Source organism: Poseidonibacter lekithochrous, from assembly GCF_013283835.1.
Taxonomy (GTDB): domain Bacteria; phylum Campylobacterota; class Campylobacteria; order Campylobacterales; family Arcobacteraceae; genus Poseidonibacter; species Poseidonibacter lekithochrous.
The window spans coordinates 1,707,685-1,727,503 of sequence record NZ_CP054052.1 but is presented as its reverse complement, the minus strand read 5'-3'; the positions used below and the strand labels follow the sequence as shown (position 1 = coordinate 1,727,503).

The following is a 19,819-nucleotide window of genomic DNA, read 5'->3' as shown; positions in this document are numbered from 1 at the left end:
TCCTTAATTCTTTCTATCTTTTGATAATGTCATCTTCTAATTCTTTTGGCATTTCTCTTTTTTTCACTGAAACACCATAAGCATTATCTGTTCTATTAATATTAATTTGTTGAGTTGGGTATGCAATATGAATATCATCTTCTTTCATAAATGCTTCTAAAATCTCTGGACTCATAGTACTTCTTAATTGAAGTGCTGCATAAGAGTTTGTAAGATACCATCCTGAAATTACCATACCATGTGGTTCTATAAATGTAAAAACTCTAGGCTCAACACCTGTAGCTCTTAATTGATATTTATTTCTCATTTTAGATAACTGTTTTCTAGTAATATCAGTATATCCCTTTGAGTAGTGTTTTAAAATATCTTTTACAATTTTCTGTGCTTTCTTGTGGTTTGAATCAAATGTTAATGTGATATCAATACCATCCCATACTGTTCTTAATCCTGAGTGAGTGTAGTTTGCAATCATTTCAGAGAAAATATAGTTATTTGGAATGAAGAAAATTCTTCCTGTTCTTCTATTTACAGTATATGAAGTATATGTAATATCTTCTCTAATCGTAATTTTGAATAGTGAAATATCAAGTACATCACCAACTGCTTCAAGACCATTTCTTGTTACTTTGATTCTATCCCCTACTTGAATTGAACCTGATGTTACAATAACCATCCATCCAAAAATAGACATAAACCAGTCTTTTAAAGCAATAGCAATACCCGCAGATGCAAATCCAAGGATAGTTACAAGGTATGAAACATTATCAATATATGAGAACATTAAAACCATAATAATCAAAAATACAACAGAAAAGTTGATTACTTTATTTGTCATATAATAACTCTCATTTTGAGAGAAATATTTCTTAAGTGCTAATTTAACTAAAAATGCAACAAATGATAAAAGAATAATAATTGTAAGAATAATTAGTATCTTTTGAATTTGTTGTGAAATCTGATCTTTGATTTCTAAAATAACTTGTTCTATTTTTCTTGTATATACAACTTGAGTTGTTGATACAATTTCTAAAACCATATTAAAATCTTTTTTCTGTTTATCTAAGAAAGTGATTTTTTCTTTATATTCACCTTGTTGGTCTAAATTAAACAGTTCAAGATATAAGATAAGTTCATCATCAAGTCTAACTGTAAGACTATTGATATCTTTTTCTAGGTTTCTAAACTGTTTTTTATTATCTTCAAGTTTTTTGATTTGAGAAAGAGCATTGATAATTCCAAATGGATTTGTAATTAAATCATATTCTTCAATAACAGGAGGATTAATAAATCCACCAATTGGTGAACCTTTGTACTCATTAATCAGTTCTAATTCATTTTCTTTTACTTTAATCTTATTATGTAATTGGTACAGCTGTTCTTCAGATGCTGTTTTTTTCTTCTTGATTAAACTTCTTTTGTATAAAGCTAATTCCGTAGAAATTTTTCTATAAGATAAATAGTTTGAATATCTTTTTAATAAAATATTATCTTTTAGTTGTAAATCAATCTTTTTGATTTTCCCTAAAATCACATTTATTTGTGCAAGATTTTGCATATCAAGATCTCTTGCTTTTTTCTCAGCTAGTTCTCTTGCTTTTTTTGCTTCTAATTCTTTTTGCGCTTCATCAAATTTTTCTTTGATAATTTTTTGTTCAATTTCATTTACCACAGCCTTATCAGCAGTGTCAATGATTTTTTGTTCAGCACTAGTTTGTGCAAAAGTGAATGTACTTACTAAGAGAGTTGATAGTAATATTTTTTTTAGCACTGCTAGAAGCCTTTTAGGATTTCTATAACGTCATTTTTTTCTATTTCATTAGTGATTAAACAATCCCCAAGTCCTTTAGGCAAAATGAATTTAATTTTATTATCAAGAGATTTTTTATCTAAGAAAAAATGCTCATAGAAATCTTCAACGTCTTTGATACTGTATGAAGTGGGAATATCGTATTTTTCTAATAATACTTTAACTCTTAAAGCATCATCCTCACTCATAAGTCCAACTTTTACAGCTAATGTATTTGCCATAACCATACCAATCCCTACAGCTTCACCATGTAAGTAAGTATTATAGTTAGTTTCATTTTCAACAACATGACCAAAAGTATGACCATAGTTTAAAGCAGCTCTAATACCATGTTCTTTTTCATCTTGAGAAACAACATAAGCTTTTGTTTCAACAGATTTTTGAATCGCTATTTTTAAATTTTCTTCTTCTGTAATATCGTTTTGCTCTAACCACTCAAAAAAGTCTTTGTTAAATGTAACTGCCATTTTTACAATCTCAGCAACACCTGCCCCAAACTCTCTTCTTGGAAGTGTAGATAACATAGAAGGATCAATATAAACAGCATTTGGTTGATGAAATGCACCAATAAGATTTTTACCAAATTTATTATTGATTCCAGTTTTCCCACCAACACTAGCATCTACTTGTGAAAGTAAAGTAGTTGGCACTTGAACAAAATCAATTCCTCTTTGGTAAACAGAAGCAGCAAAACCAGTCATATCACCAATAACACCACCACCAAAAGCTACAAGAAGAGATTTTCTATCTAATCTATGCTCAAAACAATGTTCTAGTATAGATTCAATAGTTTCCATATGTTTATACTGTTCTCCATCAGGAATAGTACATACACTAAGTTCTTTAGCAGTTAATTTACTTTTTAAGTAATCTAAGTGGAAACCACTTACAGTTGGGTTAGTAACAATTACAACTTTTGTATCGAAGTATAGTTCGTTTAGTTTATCAATAAAAATATTATATGAATTATCGTGTGGTAAATCAATTTTAACAGTCATTTTTAGTTTTTCCAAATTATTTATTAGTTAAGTCTAGATATATTATCTAAAAATAGCTAAAAAAGCATTGAAGTTATGGTAACTTACTTGAATTCTAGGATCTTAAAAAGTTAATTGGATTTGAGTTATTATTCTAGTAGTAATCAAAAAAGAAAATGGCGACCCCAGTATGATTCGAACACACGTATTCAGGAGGAAATCCTGACGTCCTTGGCCACTAGACGACGGGGTCATTGTAATAAAAGACTGAAATTATAATCTAAATAATATTGATTTTTTCTTAAAATCTGAAGAATTATTTCAAATTGTGATTTTTAAGGAAATTTGCTGATCGTTTATGACCTAAATTTTTAGCTTTTTTTAACCAAAAAACAGATTTATCTAAGTTTTTATCTGTTCCAAAACCATTAAAATAATAGTAGCCTAAGTAGTACATAGCCTTGGTTTTACCCTTGTTTGCAAGTATATTATATAAGTCAAAAGACTTTTTGTAATCTTGATCTATATAGTTAGCTTGCCTATATAGATCTGCTAATTTAATTTGAGCGGAAACATTATCTTTTTTTGCAGACTCTTCTAATAATTCAAGTGCCTTATCTACATCTTTTTTAACATAATCACCCATTAAATACATAGTTCCAAGATTAAATTGTGCAACAGGGTCTTTTGCAATTACTGCTTGTTTGTACCAAAATGCTGCTTTTGATAAATCTTTTTTTACACCTTTTCCATAATAATACATTGATGCAAGATTATTTTGAGCAATAATAACACCATTATTTGCTGCTTTTTTATACCATTTGAAAGCTTGCTTTAGACTGTCATTTTTAGGGGATTTTTCATACATTAAACCAAGATTTAATTGTGCCAAAGGATAGTTTTGTAAGGCAGATTGTTCAAACCAATATTTAGCTTTTTTTGTATCTTTATTAGTATTTATACCTAAATAATACATATGAGCTAAATTATTTTGAGCTTGCATGTTTCCGTTTTTAGCAGCTTCTTGATACCAAAAGAAAGCAAGCTCAAGGTTTTGTTCTAAGCCCAAACCTTTGTACGTCATAAGTCCTAAATTGTATTGAGCATTAGCATCTTCATCTAGAGATAAAATACTAAACTGCTCATAAGCCAAGTCGTATTTCTTCTCTTCTAAGTTTTTAGCTGCTTCTTCAAAAGTTAAAGCATTTAAATTAACAATAAAAATTATACTTAAGAATAAATATTTATACATACCCAATCCTTTATATAAATTATTCTTTATTTTTTTCTATTTTTTTTAGTGTTTCATCAATATTATCAGTTACTAGCTTATCAAGTTTTTCGATCTCTTTATCTAAAGCATCTAAACCTGCTGTCTCTTCAACAGTAACATTTTTGATGTCATCTTCTTTTTCTAATATATCTGTATCAGCATCATCAACTGTAAGAACGATATCGTCTTTTAGAATATCATCAGCAATACTTGGAATAGATTTTGCTGGAATTCTTTGTGATATTAGTTTATTTCTAATTATATCATATTGGTTTGGCTTTAAATTATCAGTAAATCCAACTTCTTGACAAGCTCTAAAGTGTAATTTTTGATAAATAAAATCTGCTTTTTGATAAACAAAAGTTTTATTACAAGAATTCCATTCATCTTTATAACCTAATAAATAATCAACTCTATCCCAAAAAATATTATGAGTTTTTTTATCTAAAAATACAGATTCTTTTTCATTTAAATTAGTAGTTCTTTTCAATGTTAATCGAACCTTACTAACATTGTCTATTTCTTTAATATTAAGATCCCAATTATCTTCATATAAAGCACTTGAAAATAAATTATAAGAAACTCTGGACTTAGTTACAAATAAATTATTTCTATATGAATCTAATAAAAACTTTCCTTCACCATAAGCTGAAATAAGGAAAACCCTTTTTGCAGCTTCAAAAATAGCATCCTTAGAAATATCCTTATACTCACGAGTTGAAGTATATTCTTTCTCACTACTTTGCTCATATAATGATGTTGAACAACCAGTAAATATAATCATTACTAGAAAAAACAAAATATTTATAAAAAATTTTCTATCTACTCGTACCATATGTTCCCAGCCTATCAAGTAAGTTATAATCTAAATCTAGTTTAACTGTATCTGTTATAACTTTAATATTATTTAATTCACCATAAATCAATGTGTTTTTTACTTTGTGTTTTTTTACAACATCATTTGTAAAGTTTGAAGTATAGTCTTTATGAATTCTAATGTATTCTAAATCCAGACCATTTAATTTTTCTAAAGGATATTCTTCAGTTTTATATCTCTTAAGTAAAACTTTACCACCTACTTCACTCATATGTTTAATAAATCGTTCAAAATCTCTTTTATTTAAATATGCACTATAAGCTGTAATACTAAATACAACTTTATTCATAATATCACTTTTTTCTTCTATTAAATTATCTAACCAAGACATGAAGTCTTCATTGATAATGGAAGCAAAAGATAAATTAACTGCAAGTTCATAATTAACTTTATTAGTTTCTATAAAATCAACAGCTTTTTGTATTACTTCTTTATCAAATTTATCAATTAAATCTAATTTCTGAGCTACTGAAACAAAAGAACCTATTAGTAACTTTTCATTATTATGATCTAAAAGAATTGGAGAAACCTCTTTCATAAGAACTTCTTCTGGATTATCAAATGAATATGTATCAAGAACAAATTTAATATCGAAGCTAGCGTTATCAATAATCTCTTTTACATTATTATCTAATAACTCATAATTTTTAGCAATATCTTCTTCAGCAACTACATTATATGAATTAGGGCCTTTTGCTTTTGATAGATCATAAGATTTGTTTGCTAATTCAATATTACTATCAATTGTTCCATATAAATCAAATGAAGTACAAGCAATTTGAATCATATCATCAGGAACCGTATATCCATCCATATCTTTTGTTAAATTTTTAATTATGCTTTCACATATTTGTTCTAATTGTTGAGCATTCATATTCTTAGCAACAAATGCAAATTGAGAACCGTAAAATCTATATAATTTAATATCAGACTTTGAAAACTTATATACTGTATTTTTAATACTACTTACATAGTGTTCAATAAAATTATTGATATATCCAGAATCATGATCTTTACTAAGCTTAGTAAGGTCATCTATTTTGATAATAGAAATATAACCTTTAGTTAAAGATACAAACATATTTTTAACATCAAAATCAAAAATACTTTTATTCGGTAATCCCGTTAAAGTATCAGTAGAAACTTTTAATTCTAAAGTTTCTTTATTGATATTTAATTCATTAGTTAAAGAGGCAATTTTTGATGATATTTTAGTTACTTTTTTTGTTAATTCAACTATCTCATCTGTACCTTCAAAGTTACTTTTATCAATAGTTGCATACTTATTACCAATAATATTATCAAGATATTTATTTAAATAAATAACAGGATTTTTAACATATCTTTTGAAAATATACTTATGATAAAACCCAACAACAAAAAGAATTGGTAAAATCATAATTAAAGTGTAAATAATAAGTTTAGTAATAAAATCATGTAAATCTTGTTTTACAGTATAGTTATTTAATTTATATGTTACTACAGCGATTAGTTGCTTATCAATGATTATTTCATGTGTTTTATCTCGCAAATCCACATTAATAAAACTATTAAGTATTTTATAAAACTTATCAGCATCTAATGACTTTCTAATTTTTAAATTTTTGAATTCTAACTTCGTCAAGAAATTTCTAATTTGACCTTTTTTATATACTTGATACCGAATAACAATAGGTAAATCAACATCAAAATTAGTAGATGCTACAAATTCATACAAAGAGCTATTTGGGATTTTTTTTATAAAACCATATTTTGCATCAACCGCAACTTCAGCAATTTTCCAAGATGTATCATCAAATCCAGAAGTATTACTAAGTAAAGAATTTTTATCAAAAATATATTTATTGTAAATTAAATTAATATCTTTAAATAATGATAAATCAATATTTTTATCAATAGATTCAACTATAGTAGAATCATAATTAAGAATATTATTATCAAAAAAAGTATTTAAAAAATTTATATTTAAATCAAAACTAGAGGTAGCTCTATCAACTAATTTATTTTTATAATCAGTAAAGAATAGCTTTGAAGACAATCCAAATAAAGCTAAAAAAATTACTATTAAAAGAATAAAATTTTTATTACTATCATTAGAAAATTTATTTGCTACTCTTTTCACTCAACTTCCTCAATAGTCATAATTGTAGGGTTATTTGAAGAGATAACTGGATGTAAGCTTCCTATAGCATCTTGTGTTATTTCTAGTGAATCAAATGCTCCAAAATAAATATCTGAAATATTACCATTCTCGATAATCACAATATTATTGCTATTTAAACCAAATCTATGAATATACCATCTTACTTTATTACTTTCAATTGATGATAATTTAACTGTATATGATTTATTAGTAGCGTCATCAAATTTATCAATGAAATTATCTAATGTATCAAATACTTGTATTTCATCATTACTAATTTCATCTTCTACAATTCTTATCTCTTCAAGTCTTACTTTTTCTTGAGCTTCGCTCACCGCTTGTTCTTCTGCGATTCTTAACTCTTCAAGTCTTGCTTTCTCTTGAGCTTCTTTTGCAGCTTGTTCTTCTGCAATTCTTAACTCTTCAAGTCTTGCTTTTTCTTGTGCTTCTTTTGCAGCTTTTTCTTCTACGATTTTTATCTCTTCAAGTCTTGCTTTCTCTTGTGCTTCTTTTGCAGCTTGTTCTTCTGCAATTCTTATCTCTTCAAGTCTTGCTTTCTTTTGTGCCTCTTTTGCAGCTTGTTCTTCTGCGATTCTTAACTCTTCAAGTCTTGCTTTTTCTTGTACTTCTTTTTCAGCTTTTTCTTCTGCGATTCTTATCTCTTCAAGTCTTGCTTTTTCTTGTACTTCTTTTTCAGCTTTTTCTTCTGCGATTCTTATCTCTTCAAGTCTTGCTTTTTCTTGTGCTTCTTTTTCAGCTTTTTCTTCTGCGATTCTTATCTCTTCAAGTCTTGCTTTCTCTTGTGCTTCTTTTGCAGCTTGTTCTTCTGCAATTCTTAACTCTTCAAGTCTTGCTTTCTCTTGTGCTTCTTTTACAGCTTTTTCTTCTGCGATTCTTAACTCTTCAAGTCTTGCTTTCTCTTGAGCCTCTTTTGCAGCTTGTTCTTCTACGATTCTTATCTCTTCAATAATAGAACTATCATCATTTAAATTATTCTTATTATATGAATCTTGTAATCTGAATATTTTTAATATCATTGGCTTATTTTTAGAAATAACAGTAGGTAATAATGATAAATCATTTTCTGCATCAACAGAACTAGAATAAATACCATACATAACCATTATTTTTCCACTATTTGAAATTACTAGTATAGTTTTATCTTCAAGTGAATGCTTTTTAACATAAACATTAGCATCTTCCATACTATCTAAAGCAGCAATATTTAATGAAAAATATTCTTTAGGTGAAGATAAGAATTTATCTACAAATGAAATATTACCATTATCAACAACATCAATAGTAATATCATCAGATTTTGTATCAACTTCAATTAAATTCTCTTTAATATCAGATTTTTCTGTTTTTTCTATTTTTTCTATTTTTTCAGGATTCTCAATATCTAATAGCTTTTCTAAATTACTTATATTATCATCACTATCAAGTTTTATATTTTTAGTTTTATCTTCTAATTCTATATCTTTAATTTCTTTTTTAATAGTTTTCTTTGTAACTTTATTAGTTGTCATATCAATATATTCATATTCAATAGGTTCTTCTTTTTTCTCATTAAAATCTATATTATTTTTATATGATTCTTGAACAAAAGCAACTTTTTCTACTACAGGAAATATTGTTGTTTCAGAGAAAGAAAGTAAACTTAATGATTGTTCAGCAAGTTTATAATTATCAAATAAACCGTATACAACCTTTATTAGTTGTCCATTATCACCATAGTAATAAAATAATGTATTATCAAAAATTTGATTCTCATTAATTAGTTTTTCTACATCTTCAATTTTTGTAAATGAACTAACATTAATTGTAAACTTACTTGCATCAGCTTCTAAGAATTTCTTTTTAAATTCAGCATTAGTAATAAAAATATCTTTTTTTACAGGCTGATAAATCTTTTCAACAATTTTAATTTTAGTTTCAACTTTAGGTTTTTCAATTTTTAAACCATCAATATATTTATTATATGAAGATTTAATATCAGATACTTTTTTTATTTCATATTTTTTGTTTGTATCTTTACTTTCTAAATTATCTAGATACATTTGTGCATCTTCAATAGTTTCAAAATTATTATGAGCAATTCTAGTTTCTAATTCATAGTTATCAATAACATCATAAGCAATAGAATCTTTATCTATTTCTTTCTCTTTTAAGAAATTAAAAGAATCATAAACATTATCGAATTTACTAATCTCAATCATAAAACTATCATCATCGAAGTTCATGAATTTTTCTAAATACTTATTTATATTTTCATCTAAAGAACTTGCAAATTCAGCAAGAGCAGGATCTTTAATTTCTAATTCGTCCTCTTTTTCTACTAAATCTGCTTTTTTATCTTTTTTTATTTCTTTTCCAGTTTTTAAATCGATTCCTAATTCTTTTACAATACTAGGATCAATTGTTTTTTTGTAATCACTTCTAGAAAAATCAATAAATTTAGGATTATCAGGGTCAACATCAAAGAAAGAAGATAAATCACCAGTTAATTCTAAAATACTAAAGAAATCAGTAATATAATCTTCTTCAAATTTAACTAATTCTGTTTCTGCTGAATTTAATTGTTTTTGACCTTGAAGTAAAGTTTGTAAGTCTTGTTCCCCTAGTTTAAAGGCTTCCCAATAAGAACTAACAGCTTTTCTAGATGCAACAATCTCAGTAATAGTACTATCTAAAGCTTGACTAACAGAATCAACAGATGTAAATAGTTTTGATAAATTCCATTTTAATTTTCTGATTTCTTCACTAAGTCTATATTTTAAGTCTCTAATAGCACTATTAACTTCAAGAATTTTATTTTTATCTTTTCCACCATTATATAAATTATATGTTACTTTAAATTTACCATTGATTGCATCTTTCTTTTCTTTATCATCTTCTTGTTCAAAAGTTTTTTTATAAGAGAATTCAAAATCTACTTTTGGTTTAAAGGCAGCTTGAGCACTTTTCATTCTATAAGCCTCAGCTTCAATTGTTTTATAATAGTTTATTAGTCCTTTATTATTTTCTAAAGCTCTAGTATAAACATCATCAAAATTTTCTATTTCAATATCAAAGTTTCTTTCATAAGGAAGAGTATTTTCAAACTGTGCACCAGAGATATACTCATAAAATCTTAGAGCTTCTACAAATTTAGACTTAACCCTAACAAGTTTAGTTGTAGCATTTGCAACACTAGCTTTAATTGAAGTCATATCACCAATTGTAGCTGCACCATTTTCATATTTTACAGTAACAATTTGAAGAATTCTTTTTAGTTTTTTCATATTTCTTTCATTAACTAAAACAGATCTATAAGAAAAAACAACACCAAAATATGATCTAATTGCTTTTTTAATCTCTTCTTCTAATACAATTCTATATTGATTTTTACCAACTTCTAATTTCTTATAAGCATTTTGAACATCATATGTACTAGACCCACCAGAATATAAACTCTGATTAATAACAAACCTATAATTTCTGTCATCAAAATATTTATATTCATAACCTTCTTGTCCAGATGGATTTTTTTGTGTTCTACCATAGTTGTATTCTAAATTCATAGTAGGAGCAAATGCAGCTAACGAATCTTGAAATTTTAAGTCAAGTTGTACAACTTTTTCTCTTGAAGATTTTAATATATCACTTGTAGATAAAGCTTCATAAACAACATCAATTAATTTTACTTTTTCAAATTTTGTTGGATCAATCGCCCCAACATAACCTTCTTCATCTTTTTCTGCGCTAATTCCTTCACTAAGAATATCTTTTTCAAATGATGATAAAGGAGTTTTTTTGCCTTCAATTATTTTTAAATCATCTTCAGGAATAAGTTCTGTTCCAGCTGCATTACAAAAAACAGCAAATACAATAGTTGACAAAAATATTTGTTTTTTAAAGAAATTACTCACTATTTTTTAATCCTAATTAATAAATATCCATTTTCATCATTGATTTGTTCTTTTACTTTTGTATCAGCAAGTAAATCAATTCTTACATCTCTTTTCTCATAACCTAATTTTCTAATTAGATTCCTTGCACCAATTGATCTTGTAAGTGAAACTTGTTTTGCAACAGTTGCACTAGCTCTTCCTTTTATATCTGAAGCACTAATTAAAATTTTATGGTTTTTATATTTCTCTTGTGCATTTTTAATAAAAATCTTTAACTCTTTTGTAATTCCATTATCAAAAAATATTTCATTTTTCTTAAACGTTACAATAAAATAGTCATCAGTCTCTACAATTAGCTGCTTAGGAGCTTTATCATCATCTCTATTATCTGCAACATCTATACCACCAGCTTCAATTTCTGCCTCTTCAAGTTCTTTTGCTTTTGTAGTTCTTTCTTTAATAATCTTTCTAAGTCTTACTACTTCAGCTTGCATTTGCTGAACTACTGTTTGGGTACTTTCTTCTTTTTGTTCTTCTTTTTTCTCTAAATCATCAACTTTAATAGGGCTAGGAGTGCTATTTAAAATCAATTCATCAGTTGTAATAGAACCTGTATAAGAAACTTTATATTTAAATTGAGCGTAAAAACCTAAATTTACTAAAAGTACTAATAAGAATAACAACATAACCAAAATTACTGATGAAAAAATATCAACAAATGATGGCCAGGGGTTAAATTCTTCTTCACACTTAGACATAAAAAACTATTACCTTCTTTTCTCTATTTGATCAATTCGTTTATTTAAGGTATTAACCAACTCTAATAATAATTTATTATTATCTTCTTGTAAGGCTAGTGTTCTTTTTACAGTTCTGTGCTCAGCCATAATAACATTAGATATTTCTTGTAATGATTCTTCCATCATTGATGCATTTGAGAATTGATTTACATTTAATTCACGTAAATTATTTACAACATCTTCAAGAAGCATTGATTCTTTTTCTGTACTTCGATTATTACTATTTAAATTATCATTAATCGCAGAATATAAATCTTCTGAATTTTGATTAGCTTTTTCAAGTTTATCCGTAAAATCACCCATAGTATCAACAAATACATCAAGAAATCCACCTGTAGCCATTCCTGAAGCTGCTCCACCACCTGCTGCTGGTTGAGACATTACCATTCCACTTTGTCCACCATCGATATCAGCAGCTTGAGATTCAATAATTTTACCTTTCATCCAATCTTCTACATCTACTAAGAATGCAGATTGGTTTCTAGTTAAAATATATTGCATAACATTTAAAATTACTGCTGAAGCAACTCCAAATAAAGAAGATGCAAAACCTACTGACATACCACCTAGGGGTCCAGAGAAACTAGTCATAACTTCTCCAAGATCAATATCATCTCCACCAAAAGATAAAATAATAGCTCCCATTTCATCAATGGCAACTAGTAATCCTGTAAAGGTACCAAATAAACCTAACATAAGTGATGTTCCAACGAAGAAGTTAGTATAACCTTTTTGATTAAAAAACTGATCTCCTAACCAGTCACTAACATCTTTAGCTTCAGTCTGAGTGAAATATAAAACACCTTTTTTTGCTCTTCTATTAAACATATGTGCAATAGTTGCAGGAAATACTCCTGTAATACCTTGTAGGTAAAACTCTAAGTCTTTTCCTTTTTTATATGCAAGAATACCAAAAGTACCAGATAGCATTGTAAGTTTAATTGCTGCTTGGTATAAAATAAGTAAACCAATAGAAAAAATCGTAAGAATAGCAACATTAAAAGTTAATGTCGCTAAAAAGAAACTACTAATTAATTTTAAGTTTGAAAAAACTAAAAATACAAGAAATAGTAAAAAAATAAAATATATTTTTAATATTTTTATCCGTCTCATTAAATACCTCTAAAACATAAATAATAGTATAGAGATAACAAGACCTAAGGCAACAGTAGTTACTGTTTTTGTCATTCTATCAACAATATTAACAAAAGCACCACTATCAGCAACCGTTTGACCAAGAACAATAACACCAATAACGTTACCATCAATATCCGATACTTTTCTAATAGACCTAAAGTATTGATCATCCACTGAATAACCAACATCTAATAACTCTTTATAAGACTCTTTACCATTTTCAATAATTTTTGCAAAAAATTGTCCATCATACTTTTGTTCTTCAACGTAAATTTCATCAATTACTTCTCTATATTTTCCAGTTCTAGATTTAATTGATAATTTATTAAGCATTTTACTTTCTAACATAAATAGAAAGATTGAGTTTTCTCTTGTATATTCACTTTTTAGTGTTCTAAGTTCTTCTTTTAATTCTAATACACCAATTATTCTATCTTCAACAACAATAGGTTGAATATAAACAATAAATACACCATCTAATAATACTTCAATACCAAATGTTTTATTTTTTGAGGCAATTGAGTTATTAATACTATTTCTGTATTGGTTAACCTGATTTATAACAGGGTAAAAAGAAAGTTTTAATGTATTTAAAGGTGTTTTTGAAAAATTGTCATTGTAAGATAGAATACTCTCTCCTACATTTATTAGATCATTAGCAGCTACATTTTCAACTAAAGTTTTATTAGATAATATAGAAGAAATAATTCTATTGAATTCTCTGTTTTTGTCATTTAATCTATTTTTGAAACTTTTATTGTATCCAGAAGAGATACTTTCGTATACTTCTTTCGATGCGTTTTGTGTCATATGAGATAAAAGATAAATAGATAAAAAAATACCAGTAATAGAAAGAATTCCTAAAATCGTAAACCATAAACCTTTTTTTTGCTTTAAGGTTTTTAAACTACTTTGAAGAAATTTAAAGAAACTAAACATACTAATCCTCGTGTGTGCTTTTAAAGATAATTATAATACATCAATAAAACTTTTAAATAAATAAAATTTTTATTCAATTATTTTTTTAATTCTTTACTATTGTTCTATTAATGCATTTTTTCCAATGTTCTTTAGTGGTTTAATGATATATTGCAGGATTGTTTTCTTACCTGTTAGAATATTTACATTAGCGATCATTCCTGGAAGAATTGGAAGATCAGGTGCGAATTGATTAGCATCAGCTTTAATTTTTCCAATATAAAAAACATTTCCATTTCTATCTTCGAAAGAGTCTGGTGATATAGATATTAGTTTTCCTTTTAATAATCCATACTTAGAAAAATCGTATGCTGTAATTTCTACAGATACATCTTGACCTATCCAAATAAATGCTCTATCTGAAGTTTTAATCTTAGCTTCAATTGTAAGAGAATCGTCTATAGGTGTAATCTCAGCCATTTTATCACCTGGTTTTACAATTCCACCATAAGTATAAAAGTAAAGCTTATTTATAACACCATTAACAGGAGAAATAACATCTTTTCTTAATTCTCTATCTGTATTTGCTTTATTTCTTTCAATTAATTTATTTATCTCTGCTTTAAGAGTTGAGTATTTTTTAAGATGTTTTGATCGAATTTCAGATTTAACAGAAGTGATATTTTTGATTGCTTCTTTTATTTCTTCATCAATGATAGGAATGTTATTTCTTGTTTCTGACAACCTTGTAACCAAACTTTGTTTTTTTGATAATTCAAAAATATAATCTTTTTTTGATACTACTTGCTTCTTATATAGTTTCTCTAGAATTTGCATATTTACTTGTGCAAGATTTAATTCAATTGATAAGTTATCAAATTTAGTTTGTGCTTCTTGAAGTTTAAACTCTTTTTGTTTTAATTGATCTTTTGCAATATTAATACGAGTTTGTCTATTGTCATAATCTTCTTGAAAAATATTGATTTCATTTTCGACAATATCAGGTATTTTTTCAATCATTTCATTCGGAAATACAATTTTTCCCATCTCTTCAATTGAACTTTTTAATCTAATAGCACTAGCTTGATATGCTAATAAATCAATTTCTTTTGATTTAGAATCCGCTTTAAAGAACTCATTTGATAATGTATATATAACATCACCTTTTTTAACAGTATCTCCCTCTGCGACTTTAATATTAGAAATAATACCACCTTCAAGGTTTTGTAATATTTTTGTTTGACTTGAAGGAACAACTTTTCCAGTTCCTCTTACTACTTCATCTATTTCACTAAATGTTGACCATGTTATAAATGCAATAAAGAATAGCATTACAGGTATAACAGATACATAATAGTTCCATTTAGTTTCTTCAAAAAATTTATTATTCATTTATTACTTCTTTTGTTGTAATGCAGCTAAAACCTGATCTTTTGGACCATCCGCTACAATCTTACCATTATTTAATACAATCACTCTATCAACTAATTCTAATGCTGCAAATCTGTGAGTAATCACAATTAGTGTTTTATCTTCTAATAGTTTTTTCATATGAGTAATTAATGTTTTTTCTAAACCTATATCCATACCTGTTGTTGGCTCATCAAGTATCATAACAGGAGGTTCATTCAAAATAGATCTTGCAAGTGCAACTAAATGCCTTTGACCAACAGATAAATTACTTCCTCGCTCTCCTACTTGTAAAGCATCACCCTGACCTGATTTCTTAACTAAATCTTCTAAACCAGTAAGTTTAATAATTTTCATCATTCGCTCTTTACTAATAGGATTAGATAATTCAATATTTTCTTTTAGAGTTCCAGAGAATAAAAACGGCTCTTGAGGCATAACACCGACATTTTGTCTAACTTCAACAGGATGTAAAGTAGAAATTTCATGTCCATCTAAATAAATACTACCTTTAGTCGCAGTATCAAGTCCTGTTAATAATCGTAAGAATGTTGTTTTTCCAGCTCCTGTTTGCCCAATAATACCAACTTTCTCACCTGGATTAATTTTTAGATTACACTTATCTAATGAAGGGAATTTACTATTTTTATAATAGAAATCAACTCCTGCAAATTCAATTTCGCCTCTTAGTTTTCCAATACCAATTTCTTTGCTATTATCATTTTCTAAAGGTAAGTGCCAAAATTCGTTTATATTATTTAAAGATTCTTTGATCTCTCTAAGTCTTATAACCATCATAGATGTTTGAATTACGGGAACCATTGCTCTACTAGAAAGAATAGTAACAGCAATCAATCCCCCAACAGTAAGACTTTTATCAGCAATCTCAAAAACACCAACAACAATTACCATCATCGTTACAAATTGAACAATTGTCTGTGATAGGTTCATTGAAAATACATTTAATGATTGTATTTTAAGAGAAATTGAATCTGTAACAGCTACTAAACTTCTCCAGTTAAATAGTTTTGTTGAAGAAGCATTAGATAGTTTAATAATCTCACTACCTTGGATAGTTTCAACTAAATAACTATTTTTTGATTGAACATTTTCAATATTTTTTTTACTTAAATTTGAAATTGGTATTTGCATTATTACGTTAAAAATAAGAATTAGTATTGCAACAACGAATGGAACAGCTGCAACAGCAGGTGAAATTAAATAAATTACAATAATAGCAATAAAGAAAAAAGGTAAATCAATTACTTGTAAAATTGATTTAGTTGCAAAAAAATCTCTTATTTGATTTAGTTCTCTAAATAAGTTTGCTTTTGAACCAACTAACATATTATCATACTCAGATTTTATATTAAGCATTCTTTTCATTAGTTCTTCTTCTAAGTAAACACCTAGTTTTTTACCAACTCTTTCAATAATATGATTTCTAACACTTTTAAAGTATATATCAAATAATAGAATAATAATAACTCCACTTGCCAAAACAAATAGAGTTTCAGTAGCATTATTTGGAACTACTCTATCATATACACTCATTGTAAATAAAGGTACTGCTAATGCAAAAATATTGATAAACAGAGTTAAGATACCAATTTCAATATATGACTTCCAAAAAGTTTTTATTGGATTCCAAAACCAATCTTTATTTTTTGTTTCATCTAATATCTTTTCTTTTTTAGGATTTCTAAAAATTAAAATAGCTTTTTTGAAGTTCTTTAGAAATGAAGGTTTTTCTTTAATTTGTTTATTTAATATTGGGTCAAAAAGATACATATCTTTTTCTTTTTTTTGTAAGATATAAGGTTTTCCACTTTTATCAATTATAATACAAGGGAAGAAGTGTGTAGGTATTTCATTTGCATCAATTTCTTTTTCTACACCAGTTAGACCAACTTCATTAACAACATCAATAGCAATTTCAGGAGTGAAACCTTTTGATGTTGTTGCAGAAAGACTTAGAATCGTTTCAATAGAAATTTCACCGAAGTAAAAATCCAAGATATATTTCAATGAATAAATTAAAGGGAAATCTTCTCTATTTTCTATTTCGTCAACTATTTTTTCGCTTTCAATTTCTTCTTGATTCTCAGCCAAATTTTATCCATATTTTAAATTATTTATTTAAATCTTAATTTTAAATTTTGAATAAAGTTTACCATAAATAGACTTAAACACATTTTCCCATACTTTAGGTGTTTTTTGTCTAAATAATTTAGCACTTGGGTACCATAAAGTAGTTTCTCCCTTGTTTTGCCAACGCCAATCAGGAATCTTTTGTAAAGGTATCCAAACAGGTACATTTAAAGCTCCTGCCAAGTGTGCAACTGATGTATCAGAAGAAATAACTAAATCAAGTTCTTTCATTAAACTAGCAGTTTTTGAAAAATCTGTTAGTTTGTCTGTTAGATCAATGATTTTATCTTCAAATCCTGATTTTTTAATATCTTCATTTTCAGGTCCTACTTGTAAAGTATAGACATTAGTATTTTCACTATTAATTAAAGTCTCAAGATATTTTAAATCAAATACTTTTCCATCATAACTCTCTCCTGTTACAGAAGCACTCCAACAAATACCAACATTTAATTTACCTTTTTCTTTTTTAATATTAAAAGTATCATCTTTAGGAGCAGTTAAATATGGAGTTTGTTTTGGTAAATCTTTTAAACTTTTCATACCTAAAATAAACGGCATACTCATAATTGGTAAATGGTAATCAAACTCTGGAGTTGCTTCATTTCTATGAGTTAAAACATCAATTTCTTTTATACATTTAAATAACTCTTTTAATTCATCTCTACATTTAACTGCAATTTTACAATTGAATTTTTCTTTTATTTGAGGTAAGAATCTAATAAATTGTAATGAATCTCCAAAACCTTGCTCAGAGTGTAATAATAAAGTTTTATCTTTTATATCTTCTTTTCCTGAAAACATTGGTTTTGAGAAAATATCTTTATTATTAATAATATGAGGAATCATTTCTTCTTTTTTGAATCTCCACTCGTATTCATTCCAACCTAGTTCAAAATCACCTTTTGATAGATACATTGTTGACAAATCAAAATGAGCATTAACAAAATTTGGATCTAATTCAATTGCTTTTTTATAAGAATCAATTGCTTTTTTTGTAAATCCTAAATATTTATATGATGTTCCTACATTACTATAAGCATTAGAACCCTTTGGTGCTAATTTAATTGATTCTTCATGTAGTTTTGCTGCTTTTTTATAATCATCTAATTTATTATATACATTTCCAAGATTTGTATATGCTCCACCATTTTTGGGGTCTTTTTTAATTGCTAATTCTAGAGATTCTATTGCTTCATCATATTTTTTTAGTTTATTGTAAGAAGCTCCAATATTACTATGTAATTCATGATATTCAGGATCTGTATTTAATGCAATTTCAAAGATTTTAATTGCTTCATCATATTTCTTTTGCTTATATAATAATACACCAATATTATTAATTGATTTTGAGTAGTTAGGGTTAATTCTAATAGCTTCTTTATATGCATTAATGGCATTATCATTTTGCCCTGCACTTTCATAAGCAATTCCTAAATTATTAAAAGCATTATAGTTTTTTGGATCTCTTCTTAAACAATCAGAAAAAGCAATAATTGCGCTTTTATAATCTTTTATTTCTTTAAAAGCATTACCAAGATTATTATATGTTAATGGATTATCAGGATTAAGTTTTATTGTTTTAATATAATATTCAATTGCTGATTTTACATCACCTTGTGCTTTTGCAATAATTCCTAAATTACCTGTTGCCATTTCATTACTAGCTTCTATTTCTAAAACTTTTGAATAAATTTCTTTTGCTTTATCTAAGTCTTTCTTTTCATAAAATACTAAAGCTTCATCTAATAAATCTAAAACTTCTTTATTTGTTGAAAGTTTTGCATAACCTTTAGAGTTTTTAAGAACTGAAATAAAAGTATGTTTATTTATATTTTCATCTGCTATTTCAACAGGAATTTTATCTTCTTTAGTCTCTTCAAATTTAAATCTAAGTAGTTCTAAAATATTAATACCATTATTTACCCAGCCTTTATTTGTAGGAACTGCACTTTGATTATTGTTTACAACATAAAATAATGAATCTCTTTTTAGTAATGATTTAATTAAATTAATTTCAACTTGAGGTTTAATACAATGTTGTAATACCCAAATTGTATAAGCACTATCAACTTTAAAACCTTTTTTGGCATTTAGTTCTAAATCTTTTGGTGAGATAACTTTGAACTTATCATTATTTACATATTCAATAGCCATTTTTCTCATATCTTCTGAAATATCAACACCAATTACATTACAATTAGTTTTTTGTATTAACTCTTTTGCAATTCGTCCAATACCACATCCAAAGTCAAGTACAGTATGATTTTGATTTATCTTTAAATTCTCAATAATTGAATCCACCAAGAAAGGTGTCTCTTTTTGCCACCTTTGCTCACTTTCTAAGTCACCTTCTTTTGTTAATATGATTTTTTTTGCATCTTCTATATTCTGCGCATTAAAAATATTTGGTGTATATATTGTTTTTTCCAT

Annotated in this window: 12 protein-coding genes and 1 tRNA gene; all 13 read right to left on the bottom strand. The window is 26.8% G+C overall.

The annotated features are described in order from the left end of the window. Positions 1–13: 13 nt before the first annotated feature. Positions 14–1,768 (bottom strand): mechanosensitive ion channel domain-containing protein, encoded by a 1,755-nt coding sequence (locus tag ALEK_RS08190; RefSeq protein WP_071625652.1) that lies wholly within the window; start codon positions 1,766–1,768, stop codon positions 14–16. 2 nt (positions 1,769–1,770) lie between these two features. Next, positions 1,771–2,805 carry a 3-dehydroquinate synthase gene (gene aroB, locus ALEK_RS08185; protein ID WP_071625653.1) on the bottom strand — a complete coding sequence of 345 codons (1,035 nt, stop codon included), beginning with the start codon at positions 2,803–2,805 and terminating at the stop codon, positions 1,771–1,773. A gap of 156 nt (positions 2,806–2,961) precedes the next feature. Continuing rightward, positions 2,962–3,037, bottom strand: a tRNA-Glu gene (locus ALEK_RS08180). Positions 3,038–3,100: 63 nt separating this feature from the next. Beyond that, a complete protein-coding gene (locus ALEK_RS08175) occupies positions 3,101–4,036 on the bottom strand; it encodes an SEL1-like repeat protein (RefSeq protein WP_071625654.1) in 936 nt (311 codons plus the stop codon). 19 nt (positions 4,037–4,055) lie between these two features. Beyond that, a complete protein-coding gene (locus ALEK_RS08170; protein ID WP_071625655.1) occupies positions 4,056–4,892 on the bottom strand; it encodes a hypothetical protein in 837 nt (278 codons plus the stop codon). Next, complete coding sequence (locus ALEK_RS08165) at positions 4,876–7,056, bottom strand: EAL domain-containing protein (protein ID WP_071625656.1); 2,181 nt, start codon at positions 7,054–7,056, stop codon at positions 4,876–4,878. The genes ALEK_RS08170 and ALEK_RS08165 overlap by 17 nt, the downstream gene beginning before the upstream one ends. Continuing rightward, positions 7,053–10,988 (bottom strand): TolC family protein, encoded by a 3,936-nt coding sequence (locus ALEK_RS08160; protein WP_173424129.1) that lies wholly within the window; start codon positions 10,986–10,988, stop codon positions 7,053–7,055. The genes ALEK_RS08165 and ALEK_RS08160 overlap by 4 nt, the downstream gene beginning before the upstream one ends. Continuing rightward, the gene (locus tag ALEK_RS08155; protein WP_071625658.1) at positions 10,988–11,728 is read right to left on the bottom strand and encodes a hypothetical protein; all 741 of its coding nucleotides are present in this window, start codon (positions 11,726–11,728) and stop codon (positions 10,988–10,990) included. Before ALEK_RS08155 ends, ALEK_RS08160 begins: the two co-directional genes overlap by 1 nt. 9 nt (positions 11,729–11,737) lie before the next feature. After that, positions 11,738–12,883 (bottom strand): hypothetical protein, encoded by a 1,146-nt coding sequence (locus ALEK_RS08150; protein ID WP_071625659.1) that lies wholly within the window; start codon positions 12,881–12,883, stop codon positions 11,738–11,740. A gap of 9 nt (positions 12,884–12,892) precedes the next feature. Then, entirely contained in the window at positions 12,893–13,846 is a 954-nt protein-coding gene (locus ALEK_RS08145) for a hypothetical protein (protein ID WP_071625660.1), read from the bottom strand. Positions 13,847–13,942: 96 nt separating this feature from the next. Next, positions 13,943–15,217, bottom strand: coding sequence for an HlyD family type I secretion periplasmic adaptor subunit (locus ALEK_RS08140; protein WP_071625661.1), 1,275 nt, complete (start codon positions 15,215–15,217; stop codon positions 13,943–13,945). A gap of 3 nt (positions 15,218–15,220) precedes the next feature. Next, entirely contained in the window at positions 15,221–17,347 is a 2,127-nt protein-coding gene (locus ALEK_RS08135; RefSeq protein WP_071625662.1) for a type I secretion system permease/ATPase, read from the bottom strand. Between the two features lie 27 nt (positions 17,348–17,374). Next, positions 17,375–19,819 carry a tetratricopeptide repeat protein gene (locus ALEK_RS08130; protein WP_071625663.1) on the bottom strand — a complete coding sequence of 815 codons (2,445 nt, stop codon included), beginning with the start codon at positions 19,817–19,819 and terminating at the stop codon, positions 17,375–17,377.

Coding starts and splice junctions, on each gene's coding strand:
- aroB (WP_071625653.1), bottom strand. CDS start 2,805: ATGACTGTTAAAATTGATTTACCACACGATAATTCATATAATATTTTT.
- ALEK_RS08175 (WP_071625654.1), bottom strand. CDS start 4,036: ATGTATAAATATTTATTCTTAAGTATAATTTTTATTGTTAATTTAAAT.
- ALEK_RS08170 (WP_071625655.1), bottom strand. CDS start 4,892: ATGGTACGAGTAGATAGAAAATTTTTTATAAATATTTTGTTTTTTCTA.
- ALEK_RS08155 (WP_071625658.1), bottom strand. CDS start 11,728: ATGTCTAAGTGTGAAGAAGAATTTAACCCCTGGCCATCATTTGTTGAT.
- ALEK_RS08150 (WP_071625659.1), bottom strand. CDS start 12,883: ATGAGACGGATAAAAATATTAAAAATATATTTTATTTTTTTACTATTT.
- ALEK_RS08145 (WP_071625660.1), bottom strand. CDS start 13,846: ATGTTTAGTTTCTTTAAATTTCTTCAAAGTAGTTTAAAAACCTTAAAG.
- ALEK_RS08140 (WP_071625661.1), bottom strand. CDS start 15,217: ATGAATAATAAATTTTTTGAAGAAACTAAATGGAACTATTATGTATCT.
- ALEK_RS08130 (WP_071625663.1), bottom strand. CDS start 19,819: ATGGAAAAAACAATATATACACCAAATATTTTTAATGCGCAGAATATA.